At 38.3% G+C, this 13,721-nt stretch carries 10 protein-coding genes and 2 other annotated features; all 10 genes read left to right on the top strand.

Going from position 1 to position 13,721, the window contains the following annotated elements; translation table 11 throughout:
- Window positions 1-374 precede the first annotated feature (374 nt).
- Window positions 375-1,598 (top strand): beta-ketoacyl-[acyl-carrier-protein] synthase family protein, encoded by a 1,224-nt coding sequence (locus AC4G3O_RS01970; RefSeq protein ID WP_066107015.1) that lies wholly within the window; start codon window positions 375-377, stop codon window positions 1,596-1,598.
- Window positions 1,595-3,040, top strand: a complete 1,446-nt coding sequence (locus AC4G3O_RS01965; protein ID WP_491135737.1) for an ATP-binding protein — start codon at window positions 1,595-1,597, stop codon at window positions 3,038-3,040. Before AC4G3O_RS01970 ends, AC4G3O_RS01965 begins: the two co-directional genes overlap by 4 nt.
- Before the next feature lie 169 nt (window positions 3,041-3,209).
- Window positions 3,210-4,076, top strand: a complete 867-nt coding sequence (locus AC4G3O_RS01960) for a GNAT family N-acetyltransferase (protein ID WP_066107013.1) — start codon at window positions 3,210-3,212, stop codon at window positions 4,074-4,076.
- A gap of 215 nt (window positions 4,077-4,291) precedes the next feature.
- Window positions 4,292-7,132 carry a 2-oxoglutarate dehydrogenase E1 component gene (sucA, locus tag AC4G3O_RS01955; RefSeq protein WP_066107008.1) on the top strand — a complete coding sequence of 947 codons (2,841 nt, stop codon included), beginning with the start codon at window positions 4,292-4,294 and terminating at the stop codon, window positions 7,130-7,132.
- Window positions 7,133-7,148: 16 nt separating this feature from the next.
- A complete protein-coding gene (odhB, locus tag AC4G3O_RS01950) occupies window positions 7,149-8,402 on the top strand; it encodes a 2-oxoglutarate dehydrogenase complex dihydrolipoyllysine-residue succinyltransferase (protein ID WP_066107005.1) in 1,254 nt (417 codons plus the stop codon).
- A gap of 353 nt (window positions 8,403-8,755) precedes the next feature.
- Window positions 8,756-9,005, top strand: a binding site (T-box leader).
- A 42-nt stretch (window positions 9,006-9,047) separates the two neighbouring features.
- Window positions 9,048-9,283, top strand: a binding site (T-box leader).
- A 51-nt stretch (window positions 9,284-9,334) separates the two neighbouring features.
- Window positions 9,335-10,726, top strand: a complete 1,392-nt coding sequence (locus tag AC4G3O_RS01945; protein WP_175354298.1) for an anthranilate synthase component I family protein — start codon at window positions 9,335-9,337, stop codon at window positions 10,724-10,726.
- Entirely contained in the window at window positions 10,707-11,300 is a 594-nt protein-coding gene (locus AC4G3O_RS01940; RefSeq protein ID WP_066107002.1) for an anthranilate synthase component II, read from the top strand. The genes AC4G3O_RS01945 and AC4G3O_RS01940 overlap by 20 nt, the downstream gene beginning before the upstream one ends.
- Window positions 11,293-12,330, top strand: coding sequence for an anthranilate phosphoribosyltransferase (trpD, locus tag AC4G3O_RS01935; RefSeq protein ID WP_066106999.1), 1,038 nt, complete (start codon window positions 11,293-11,295; stop codon window positions 12,328-12,330). Before AC4G3O_RS01940 ends, trpD begins: the two co-directional genes overlap by 8 nt.
- Complete coding sequence (gene trpC / locus AC4G3O_RS01930) at window positions 12,315-13,106, top strand: indole-3-glycerol phosphate synthase TrpC (RefSeq protein WP_066106995.1); 792 nt, start codon at window positions 12,315-12,317, stop codon at window positions 13,104-13,106. The genes trpD and trpC overlap by 16 nt, the downstream gene beginning before the upstream one ends.
- Window positions 13,103-13,720 carry a phosphoribosylanthranilate isomerase gene (locus AC4G3O_RS01925; protein WP_066106992.1) on the top strand — a complete coding sequence of 206 codons (618 nt, stop codon included), beginning with the start codon at window positions 13,103-13,105 and terminating at the stop codon, window positions 13,718-13,720. Before trpC ends, AC4G3O_RS01925 begins: the two co-directional genes overlap by 4 nt.
- The last annotated feature ends 1 nt before the right edge of the window (window position 13,721 follow it).

Below are 13,721 nucleotides of genomic sequence, written 5' to 3'. Positions count from 1 at the left end.
ACTCGAAATTTGTCCCCGGTTGGTTAGGGCTCAGGACTGCTATCAACAATATTTGATGTTAGCAGGGAAATTTGATAGATTAAAGAATTTATATTATTGATGGCTAATAACATTCTTGTTGGGGCTGATATCTCACTAGAGTTCCAGGTATTTGAACATCTGAAATGAAGTTACTTTATCTCCCAAACAAAAAGCTCAACGACATGTGGTATCAACATACGCTTTTGATTGTTTTATAAAGTAGTATTAATGATTTATTTAAACTATTTAGATTATTTAAATATATTTTTAATAGTTTTTTCCTATAGTCATTCTGAAATATTATCTGCTATAATTTTCTTAGGTAAATATTCTCAACTAAGGCGGAAAATTACATGAAAATAGTAGTTAGTGGCTACGGGACAATAGCCCCGAATACAAGGAATATCGATGAATTTCTATTTAATTTACAGCATGGTGTGAACACACTGGAACTAATAGATGGAGAAGGATATAAAGGTGAGTCCAATATAGTTGGTTTAATAGATAATGGATTAGAAGAGTTAGAGAAAGATAGGAGAATTAATCGATTGCCTAAAGTGTCTAAATTAGGAATCGTGGCAGGGAAAGAGGCGTTGAAATCAGCAGGGGTAGATTTGGCAGGAAAAAAAGTAGGGGTTTTTTTTGGAACTTCACTTGGTTCCATTACAGAAAGACCCTTCCAGGACTCTGTTATACATATCAATAATGATGAATATAGAAAAGTACCCATTACATTCCCTCACTATGTTAATTATCATAGCATTACCTCATCGATTGCTTACTTTTTAGGTGCAAAAGGTATAACTAGAACCATTACTACCGGCTGTACATCTAGTCTGGAAGCAATTGAATCAGCATTGCTATATTTGAGGTCCGGTAAAATTGATATAGCTATAGTAGGCGGAACGGAAAGCTCCATTGACAGAACGGTCACATATGCATTTTCTAGAACACGAGTGTTGCCATTGGACCAAGAAATGAAAGATGGAGCTGTACCTTTCCAAGAAGATAGTAAAGGGTTTGCAATAGCGGAAGCTGCCGGTGCCATTGTATTAGAAAGAGAAGAAGATGCACTTCTTCGCGGAGCCTCTATTAAAGGAGAATTCGTAGACGCTATCTCGAATAATGATGGAATTTACATTTATAGCACAGATGAAACTGGGGAAGAAATGGTCAATGTGTTAAAAGAAATCACAAATGGACGTTCCCCAGATTATATCAACAGTCAGGCGCTAGGGATTCAAATAAATGATCGTATAGAGGAAAGGTGCTCAAGGGAATTATTCAATCATCAAACGCCTTACACCTCAATAAAGAGTATGTTCGGAAATCCTCTTGCGGCCAGTGGAATCTTACAAGTTATATCTTCACTATTGAGTGTGGAACATAATTTTATCCCACCAACCATAAGAACAACCAAAAAAGGTTATGAAGATATGAATATTGTAACCGAAACAAAATATCAGGAAATTAACGAAGTAGCTGTTACTAATCATGGACACGGTGGAAATAACGCTTGTGCTTATATCCAAAAATATAGACCAAATCATTCAGCAATGGAGCGCGAAAATACATGATTATCGGATTGTTAGTATGTAGCATTGGTTTAAGTCCTTTACTTGTTTCTTTTGTTATTAAAAGTATGTATAACAATTCAAGTTTGTCATCAGGTCTTTTTTTATACTTGTCCTTTATTACCATTTGGCAACTTGATATTGGAAGTCTATATTTTTTAGATACTTTCTCTGAAAGTACCATTCTATGGCTTTTTAAGGTTCTGCGCATAGGGCCAACTTTTGGAGTGCCCATTGTTCTCTATTTAGCATACAAAATCATAAAGGATCAGCCAACCATGTTAAAAGAGACTGATTGGTTGTTGAGAGTTTCTCGGGTGCTGCTTACTAAAAAGTCTCTCATTTTCTTTACTATTTGGAGTGGAGTTTTATATGTTATCAACCTAACAAATTTAGGGATTAGTGGGTTAACTGTAGAGAAGGCTGCTTCTTCCAGTTTTTATTATCCGGTATATGGGCCTTTAGGTTGGATATTCATTGCCCATATGTTTGGTTTTATTATCTTCGTATTCCTAGTCTTTTTGATTTCGAGGAAAATCTCTAACCCGAGCTTTAGAAACCTTTTAACAGCCATATCGTTAGCTTCCATTTGGCTAATCATACTCGGTTTATTTAATTTTTCTCCAGCTATGGGTGCCATAACGAGTAGTATTGGAGTCATTATATTCTCCATTTCGATTTTTCATTTTTATGTTAAGTTGAACACCAGTCTAAAAGAGAGTTACTATGATTTGATGGAACGACAAAAGAAGCTGGACTATACTGGGAATCTGGCAGGGAGTTTAATCCATGAAGTGAAAAACACCAACCAAATCATCAAGAGTTTTTCTAATCTTCTTAGTCTTAGTGGTGACTTAAATGACACAGATAAGAGAACGTTGGATATGATTCAAAAGTCTTCAGATCATTTAGGTAAACTGACCAATAATTATAAGGATTACATGAAGTCATCCAATCTAGTTCTGAAAAAGGAAAACTTAATGGAAGTTATTGAAGAATCCATTAACCTATCTTCTGAAATGTTGCGTACAAAACAGGTAGACATTGAATTTCAGAACAAATATCAACCATTAATTACCTATGTAAATAGAACGAATTTGGAGCAAGTTTTCATTAACTTAATCAAGAATAGTGTAGAGGCTATGCCAGTAGATCGAGCGAATAAGAAAATAATGATAACAACAGAATTAAAAAATGAACTAATTCTAATTCATTTCATTGATACCGGAAAAGGAATTCCACCAGCTAATTGGGAAAGTGTATTTGATCCCTTTATATCAATAGATAAGCGGGGAATGGGTTTGGGATTACCTTTTGTTAAGAAAACGATAATAGAGCATTTGGGTACCATTTCGATTACCGAAAGCTGTCCTGAAGGAACTCACTTTATCATCGAATTACCACAGAACGGTATATTGGATATGATGGGCAAAGGCAATGCATAAATAGGCAATGTTTTAACAGCAATCCTTACTAGGGTTGCTGTTTTTGATACACGACAACAAAATACAAAAAGGTTAATTATAAAAATATTATGTAAACTACAAACATTTAAATTAAATTGTTTGAAATATATAGATGTAGGAGGATAATGGAAAAAAGGAGGATGAGAAAATGAATATCGTATTCTATGACACGATTAAACCTTTTAAGGACAAAGTCGAACCTATTCTTTTAAAGGAAGAAGTGAAGCATAATGTCATCCTGGGATTGGTGAATAAATTGATCCAAAATCCATCAGATACTATAAAACTTTTCATGTGTACAGTGGAGGTAAAGGATCAGACTGTCCTGATTTTTTTACGAACTCATCCACATAATCTGCTTATTGCAGGCGATCCAAACCAAAAAGAAGCTATTTCCTTTGCTGTAAATAAATTTGTTGAAGAAGGGTTCATGTTTCCAGGGATAACAGGCGAAAAGCAATTAGCGCATTTATTTGCTGATGAATGGAAGTGTGTAACGGGAATTGAGGGCTCTATTGGCGTGGAACAGGGAATCTATAAACTGACAAAACTGAATTCTGTTCAAATCACAAAAGGGTATTTACGTATGGCAGGCCATGAAGATGCTCCCTTAGTAGCTGATTGGATTAAAAAGTTCACTAAATATACGGTTGATAATCTCACTTACGAAGATTGTCAGGCAAGGGCAAATGATTATATCAAGGAGAAGTCCTTACATTTATGGATTGATCAGAACAGACCGGTATCGATGGTGAAGTGGGCTCGGCCAACGCAAAATGGAATTGTAGTCTCGCTGGTTTATACTCCCGATGAAGAGAGAGGGAAGGGGTATGCGAGCTCGGCCGTTCACACTTTTTCGAAACAACTTCTTGAAAACTATTTATTTTGCAGTTTATATACGGATTTATCAAATCCAACTTTAAATTCAATTTATCAAAAAATTGGCTATGAATGGGTATGTGAATCCAGCATGATTCAATTTGGAATTAATCAGAAAGGAGAGTTGGTTATATAATCAATTCTCTTTTTTTGCTATTTCATAATAGCTGATTTTTTAGAAAGTTTTGATTTTCTCGTAAATTAAGTGCAAACCTTTGGGTATATTCACCAAAACATGGTAGAATAATGTCGGAAATGTTTTATCCTTCCGACTCTTTCGATAACATTATTATTATATATTATTCAGTCGCAGGATTAAGGCAAAACAATGTTTAACAGGGGGATTTCATAATGAAACTTGATACACCTGTAACAAACCCTTGGCTAGAGTTTCAGGGGCCAAACTTGGGTTACGTCCAGGAAATGTACGAAGTTTTTTTACAGGACCCAGAGCAAGTGGATCCGGATTTGGTGAGATTATTTGAAGAATGGGGACCTCCAAGATTAGAGGAAACCGAACAAACAAGGGGTAATCAAAGTAAGGAAGTTTCAGACGGTCAGTTCACAGCAAAAATGATGTATAAAGTATCGCAGGCTATCAAATTGGCTGAGGATATTCGAATAAACGGACATTTGGCCGCTGATATTTATCCATTGTACAGTAAGGTAAAGAAAGATATTAATTTAGGATTGGGTAAATATGATTTAACGACTGATGATTTGAAAGCGATGCCAGCTTCCTTAATCAGTGATGTTTTGCCTGCAAACATTCAAAATGGCCATGAAGCCATCGAATATTTAAAAGTTTTATATACGAGAACGATTGCTTTTGAATTCGATCATATCCATGACATGGAAGAGAAAAAGTGGCTTACACAAATGGTTGAACAAACAGCCTCCGGTTTTGCAATCTCGGCAGCTAAAAAGAAAAATTTGTTGAAGCGCTTAACTGAAGTGGATGGATTTGAGCGATTCTTACATAAAACCTTTGTTGGACAGAAGAGATTTTCAATTGAAGGTGTAGATTCTTTAGTTCCACTTCTTGATGAATTAGTTTCAAGATCCGTTCGCGGCGGAACTAATTCTATTAATATCGGAATGGCACATAGAGGCAGATTGAATGTACTGGCTCATGTGCTGGGTAAACCGTACAAAAAAATATTCTCTGAGTTTCAGCATGCTCCAGATAAAAAGTTGGTGCCATCTGAAGGATCCATTGGTGTTACATTTGGATGGACTGGCGATGTGAAATACCACTTAGGCGCAGATCGTAAAATTAAAGAAGAGAATACAAGAGAAGCGGTTATAACGTTAGCAAATAATCCGAGTCACTTGGAATTTGTTAATCCCATCGTAAATGGATATACAAGGGCTGTACAGGATGACAGAAGCCAAAAAGGATTTCCTGTACAGGATTCGAATTCCAGTATGTCAATTATTATTCATGGAGATGCAGCATTCCCAGGTCAGGGAATTGTGGCGGAAACCTTGAATTTAAGTCGCCTTAATGGGTATCAAACAGGAGGCACCGTTCATATTATCGCGAACAATATGATTGGATTTACAACAGAAAGCCGGGATTCCCGATCCACTCGATACTCAAGTGATCTGGCGAAGGGATATGAAATCCCGATTATCCATGTCAATGCGGATGATCCAGAGGCTGTATTAGCAGCAGCTTATGTAGCTATTTTATATCGTCAAAATTTCAAAAAAGACTTTTTAATAGATTTAATTGGATACAGACGTTATGGCCATAACGAAATGGACGAGCCAATGACAACCAATCCGGCCATGTACAAGATGGTGCATGAGCATCCAACACCTAGAGAGGTGTATGCAAAGAGACTAGTCGATGAAGGACTTGTAACGGAAGAAGAGGTCGCTCGTCTGGATCAGGAACATTTTGATATGTTGAAAGAGTATTATAATCAAGTGGGTGAAAAGGAAGATTCTCCGCTTGAAGCAGCTGATGTTCCAAAAATTATTGAATCCGGGATTCCGAATGTAGATACAAAAGTAGAGCTTGACGTATTAAAGCAAATAAATGCGGAGCTTTTAAAACGACCTGAGAACTTCAAGGTATTTAATAAACTGGATAAAATCCTTATGAGAAGACAGAATGCTTTGGAAGAAGGAAATAAGGTAGACTGGGCTTTGGCTGAAACGTTAGCATTTGCAACTATCTTACAGGATGGTACACCGGTTCGCCTTACTGGACAGGATTCCGAGCGCGGTACATTTGCTCATAGAAACATTGTTTTACATGACAGTGAAACCGGAGAAACCTATTCACCGTTACATGGACTTGAAGGGGCAAAAGCTTCCTTTGCGGTTCATAACAGTCCGTTGTCCGAAGCAGCTGTGATTGGATTTGAATATGGATACAATGTTCAATCCCCGGATACGCTCGTTTTATGGGAAGCCCAATATGGTGATTTTGCCAACACTGCGCAAGTATTATTTGATCAATTTATTGCTGCTGGGAGAGCGAAATGGGGCCAAAAATCTGGCTTAGTCATGCTATTGCCTCATGGTTATGAAGGCCAGGGACCGGAACACTCCAGTGCACGTTTAGAGCGCTATTTATCATTGGCAGCGGAGAATAACTGGACTGTAGCTAATTTAAGTTCAGCAGCTCAATACTTCCATATTTTAAGAAGACAAGCAGCTATTTTAGGAAAAGAAGAAGTACGCCCACTGGTATTAATGACGCCAAAGAGCTTGCTGAGAAATCCGACTGTTGCGAGTACTGCTGAAGAACTGAGTGACGGTGAATTCAAGTCCTTTATTGAACAGCCAGGCTTAGGAACAAAAAAAGACAGTGTGGAAAGAATCGTTTGTTGTACAGGTAAAATGGCAATTGATTTATCTCAGGCTATTGAAGCTCAAGAAAATCTTGATTGGCTTCATATTGTGAGAATTGAAGAAATCTATCCATTCCCACTTAAAGGGGTTCAAGAATTATTTGCATCCTACCCGAATCTAAAAGAGATTGCATGGGTACAGGAAGAGCCTAAAAATATGGGCGCGTGGAATTTCGTTGAGCCACGTTTAAGAATAGCAGCACCAGAAGGGGTTAAAGTTGAGTACATCGGCAGAAGAAGACGATCCAGTCCTGCAGAGGGAGATCCAACCATTCATAAACAAGGACAAAATCGTATTATTAACAGCGCATTAACTCGCGAATAGAGGAGGAAATATAGAGATGGCAGAGGTAAAAGTACCAGAATTAGCGGAATCAATTACAGAGGGAACAATTGCACAATGGCTTAAACAACCGGGTGAAAAGGTTGAAAAAGGTGAATATATCGTTGAGCTTGAAACAGATAAAGTAAATGTTGAAATCATCTCCGACTATGAAGGAGTTTTGACAGAGCAATTAAAAGAAGAGGGAGATACGGTTCTTGTTGGGGAAGCAATTGCGATGGTAGATGCTGATGGAGCGCCTGCACAGAGTGAAAAACAAGAACCTGTTGCAAAAGAACAAGTAAAAGAAGAGCCAAAAGCAGCACCTGCTCCTGAACCAAAAGAAGAAGAGAAAAAAGGAAATAAAACAGTTGCTTCTCCGGCTGCACGTAAATTAGCAAGAGAAAAAGGAATCGATTTGGATGAAATCCCTACAGTAGATCCACTTGGAAGAGTGCGCAAGCAGGATGTAGAATCCTACAATGGTCATGCACAAGCCAGCGCGCCTGCATCTAAGCCTTCAAAACCGGAAGCTAAAAAAGCAGCATCAGCACCGGCTCAGGTATCTGGTAAACCGGAAGAACGTGTGAAAATGTCACGCAGACGCCAAACAATCGCGAAACGTTTGGTTGAGGTTCAACACAATACAGCGATGCTGACTACATTTAACGAAGTAGATATGACGAATATCATGAACCTTCGTAATAAACGTAAGGATGCATTCCAAAAAGAAAATGATGTGAAATTAGGGTTTATGTCCTTCTTTACAAAAGCCGTGGTTGGTTCACTTAAGAAGTATCCACTGTTAAATGCAGAAATCCAAGGTGATGAGCTGCTTATCAAAAAATACTATGATATCGGTGTAGCAGTATCTGCTCCAGAAGGCTTAGTAGTCCCTGTTGTCAGAGATGCGGATCGTATGAACTTTGCTGAAATTGAAAAAGAAATAGGTAGCTTGGCTAAAAAAGCACGTGATAATAAATTGGCCCTATCAGATTTACAGGGTGGAACCTTTACTATCACAAATGGCGGTGTTTTCGGTTCCTTAATGTCAACACCTATTTTAAATGGAACACAAGTAGGTATTCTTGGAATGCACGGTATTAAAAAGCGTCCGATTGCTGTTGAGGATGACAAAATTGAAGTTCGCCCAATGATGTATATCGCATTATCTTACGATCACCGTATTGTCGACGGAGCAGAAGCAGTTAGCTTCCTAGCGAATGTGAAAAAATTAATCGAAGACCCTGAATCTTTATTGCTTGAGGGATGATTGTTTAACTAACAAAATAAATTAATAATTAATGTTGTATCATACAAATGATATTTACTTAAAGAGTGCCAGTTCTTACTGAATTGGCACTCTTTTTTTGAAAATCGTATAAACTACACCCTTCTATCAAGCCTTTGTATTGTAATTAGAGGATAGGAAAACGCAATAATACTTAAAGTTGCTTGTTTCTAATAGATAAATTAATACAAAATCTATGAGAGATATGATCCCTTTCATTAACATATAGTCATTTTTCACTTTGTCTGACTAAAAATGCATCATTTTACCTATATTTAACTGAATAGATTGACAATTCAAAAGAGTTAATTTAATATTAACAATAACTTAAACATAATAATGCGTTGATGAAGAGTAGTAGCATTTGAAGGAGTTTTAGAGAGCCGATGGGTGGTGGGAATCGGTACGATTTCATTTGTGAATGGACTTCGGAGTTGCCGAGCAGAACGTGAGTTATTCAGTATGCTTTGGTCGATTTAGCCAATCGTTAAAATAGGCTGACAGTTATTTCCATAGTCTGTCATAAAGTGGATTGCTGAATTCAGCAATCAATTAAGGTGGTACCGCGGGTCTCTCGTCCTTTTTTCAAGGATGTGAGGCCCTTTTTGTATGGGATAAAATTGAATAAATAAAACGTTAAGAAATAGGAGTAGCATAAAAACATTGCACTACAGAGAGCCGGAGTGGGTGAGAACCGGTATGCAGGCTTTATGTGAATGGGCTTTCGAGTGATTCCCTGAAAGATTAGTAGGGGAATACGGGATTCCGCCGTTAAAAGGATAGGATATTAAATGATGGATTCCTTCCTCATCGTATCTGAAAGAGATCCAACGGGGGTGGCACCACGATTATACGTCCTCCATAAGCAATTTATTTGCTTATGGGGGATTTTTTTATTTTCAGGGGGGATTAGATTGAGGAAACCTAACATAATTAGGCAACGACTGAAAGCCGAGGAAAAGAACAAACTTAGAAATATAGAAGACATTGCTAAGTCTTATAAAGCTGTGCTTGAATTTCCATCTCCGAGCGGTGGCAGGACAAAAATTGTTGCCTTTAACCTATATGCAGAAATCATGACGAGTATAGATGGTACGTTCTTTAAAAAAGGTCAAATGAAAAAGAAAGTGAATAATCCGCATGAGTTTATAAAAGCGTCCCTTGCAATCGATGATGCCCTTTATCCTGATCTGCCATTTATAGGAGGTTCCATTGGATTTGCCGGTTATTCGTACAGTTTTCTCTTTGAAGAAATAGATTCGCCGGAAATGAATCCGGTTGGTATTCCGGATTTTCATTTTCTCTATCACACAGATTATTTTATTTACAGCGGTGATGATTTCTCCGAATGCAGCCACCTCCATTTAGACTATGAAGGTGAACGATCAGAGGAAGAATTGGCTAAAAACATGAAGTACTTTCGGGAAAAACTATCCACATATAGCCAGGCTTCTGGAAATGAAATGTATTTGATTCACGGAATTAAAAGCAATACGAATCAGGAGAAATTTATTGATACGGTTAATGAATTAAAATCCAGAATACGGAACGGCGATATATTCCAGGCTGTCTTGTCGCAGCGATGGACCGGTTCATTTAGGGGAGACCCGGAAGATTATTATGGGAAGTTAAAGCAAGAGCATCCTGATACATTCCAGTTTCATATTAATTTTGGCTCCTATCACATTGTGGGTTGCTCTCCTGAACGATTGATTGCGATCGATCAGGGCGTTATTCACTCTAATCCGATAGCTGGTACAAGACGAAGAGGCTCTACTCTTCAAGAAGACGAAGAACAGATTGCCAGTTTAATAGCGGATGAAAAAGAGAAGGCAGAACATGTCATGCTGGTGGATCTTGCTAGAAATGATTTGGGGAAGATTTGTAAGCCGGAAAGCTTAAATATTAAACGGTTTATGGAGATTGAATCATTTAAAAATGTAATCCATCTTGTTTCAGAAATTACAGGCCAATTAAACGAAGCGATTCATCCAATGGACGCAATTAAAGCCTGTTTGCCGGCTGGAACCGTATCGGGCGCGCCAAAGATAAGAGCGATGCAGTTAATCTCAGAGGCTGAACAGGAAAGAAGAGGGGCTTACGGCGGCGGTGTTGGTTTTATCTCCTATGGTGGTGAATTGGACCTGGCCTTAGCAATCCGAATGATGGTAATTAAAGATCAACAAATTCATTTCCAGGCTGGCGCTGGTATTGTCTATGATTCCATTCCGGAAAATGAATGGTATGAAACACTTCATAAAGTTGGATTTAAGGAGGATGGGATAAATGATTTTACTTATCGATAATTTTGATTCCTTTACGTATAACCTCTATCAGCTTTTATTAGAACTGGGGGAAGAGGTACTGATTAAACGAAATAACGCCCTTACGATTCAAGAAATAAAAGATTTATCACCAACATCAATTGTCTTATCACCCGGACCTGGTCGGCCTGAAGAGAGTGGGATATGTAAAGAAATGATTAAAGCTTTTTATAGCCATATTCCTATTTTAGGCGTTTGTCTAGGGCATCAGGCCATTGGCCAGGTGTTTGGTGCTACGGTAAGTCGAGCTGGAAAGATCAAACATGGTAAATCATCAAAGATCATCCATACAGGAGATGAAATTTTTAAGGGTACACCTCAAGGGTTTCAGGCAATGAGATACCATTCTCTAATTATAAAAGAAGAGACATTGCCAAATGAGTTTAAGATTATAGCAACTTCAGAGGATGATGACGAGATTATGGCCATTCGTCATAAGCAGTATCCCTTATACGGCGTTCAATTCCATCCTGAATCAATAGGAACGCCCTATGGAAAAACAATAATTACTAATTTTCTTAATAGTACTGTGAAGGAGGCAGTCTTGCATGAATGAGTATCTTTTCAAATTAAGTAAAGGAAAGAGTTTATCAGAGGGAGAAATGACAGATGCTGCAAAACAAATGTTAAGTCCAACTGTTTCTGAAGCGGAATTGGCTGCATTTTTGATGGCTATTGGATTGAAGGGATACGGGAGTAAGGAACTGTATATTATCGCAGAAATGATTCGAAAAGAATCGACACATCAGCTAGGAACTATCCCGGAAGCCATGGATAATTGTGGTACCGGAGGCGATCGCAGCAATAGCTTTAATATCAGTACGGCATCAGCATTTGTTTTGGCAAGTGCCGGAATCAAAATGGTGAAGCACGGAAACAAAAATATGACGAGTCAATCCGGCAGCATGGATGTGCTGAACGCATTGGGCATTAATACGATTAATCAAAAGGAAGAAGCCAGGAAAGCTATTCATCAAGCTAACTTAGTATTTTTGAATGCTGGACATATCCACCCAAAATTAAAAAGAATCGCTGCAGTTCGGAAGCAATTGGGTATTCCTACGATTTTCAATGCAATCGGACCCTTAACAAACCCAGTCCATTTAACCTATCAAATGGTTGGTGTGTATGATGTAAAACTATTAAAGCTGTATGGAGAAGTATTGTTGAAGGCTGGGAGAAAAAAGGCTGCCATTATCCATGGAGCGGGTAATATGGATGAAGCTTCATTGTCTGGCGAAAACAAGCTATATTTTGTTCAGAGTGGTCTAATAACAGAAGAAGCCATCCATCCCAATGACGTTGGATTGAAAGTATCGGACAATAGCCGTTTGACCGGTGGTGAGCCGTCTGAAAATGCAAAAAAAATGATTGGTATCTTCTGTGGGGAAAAGAATCCATGTCGTGATGCCGTCCTTCTAAATGCAGGAATTGGTTTATTTGTATCAGGGAAAGTTTCTACGATCCAGGAAGGAGTCATGTATGCGGCTGAATTAATTGATTCAGGTGCTGTCTATCGGAAATTACTTGAAGTTAGGGGACCGGTTCAAACGAAAGGGGCCAATGATATATGCCAACCTATTTAATGAATATCGTGGAGCACAAGAGGAGAGAGTTAAGCAAATCAACCGCAATTGAATTGTCAAATGACATCAAACGAATGCAGGTAAGAGATACTTTTGCTGAACGAATCAGAAGTCAGTCTACCCTTGGTGTGATTGCAGAATTTAAACGGTCATCTCCATCAAAAGGAATCATTCAATCTTTGGCCGACCCAATAGAGGTAGCTAATCAATATAAGGAAGGCGGCGCTGACGGCATATCTGTTTTAACGGATAAAGAATATTTTAATGGAAGCTTTGAAGATTTACAGGTTGTAAGCAGTCATATAGATCTGTCAGTCTTATGCAAGGATTTTATATTGGAAGAATCTCAGATTAATCAAGCCTTTTTATCGGGGGCAAGTATAGTCCTGTTGATTGTAAGAATTTTATCACCTGGAAAATTAAAAGCATTGTATGAGTATGCTCTCCATCTACATTTGGAAGTTTTACTGGAAGTGCATGATGAGGAGGATTTAATGGCAGCTCTGTCCCTTAAACCGCAATTGATTGGCATAAATAATCGAAATCTTCAAACATTTAACACAGATTTAGCTGTTACTGAAAATTTAATCAAATTGATTGACGATCCGTCGACTATTGTCATTAGTGAAAGTGGAATCAAGAATGTTAATGATTGTTTACGTGTTGCCAATGCAGGCGTGGATGCAATCCTAATTGGGGAGGCATTGATGAAGCATCAAGATCCCGCTCAATTTGTAAAAGAAATCAAGAAAATTGAAAGAAGGTACAGTCGGTGAAGGTGAAAATCTGTGGAATACAAACCGTCGAGCATGCATTAGCAGCTGAAAAAGCAGGTGCGGATGCCCTTGGATTTATGTTCGCCGAAAGCAAGCGAAGAATTATTCCTGAGAAGGCCAAACCAATCATCTCCAAACTGGAAGGTGAAATCTGGAAGGTCGGTGTCTTTGTTAATGAAGAGGTAGAAACGGTGAAACAAGTGGCACGATATTGTGGATTGACAGCCATTCAGCTTCATGGAGAAGAAAAGCCGGCAGACTATTTGGAGGTTGGATTGCCGATCATTAAATCGCTAGGAATTAAGCCTGCTCAGGCAGACTTAGATGTTGGTGATGTTAAGCATGCTGATTATATTTTATTGGATGCTGAAGCACGGGAATATAGAGGTGGAAACGGAGTGGCATTTGATTGGGAAAAGGTTAGAGGACTAGGAGCTAAATATCCTACTATCATTTTAGCGGGAGGCTTGAATTCTGAAAATGTAAGAGTTGCGATTGAGGTTGTAAATCCGTTTATGGTTGATGTGAGCAGTGGTGTTGAGGTAAATGGGAGAAAAAATACGAGAAAAATCTTTGAATTTATAAAAATGGCAAAAGAGGGGGAAATCAAGTGAA

It is taken from the genome of Bacillus sp. z14 (2026) (assembly GCF_058313575.1).
The sequence above is the reverse complement of the archived record's forward strand: the minus strand, read 5'-3'. Positions and strand labels throughout refer to the sequence as shown.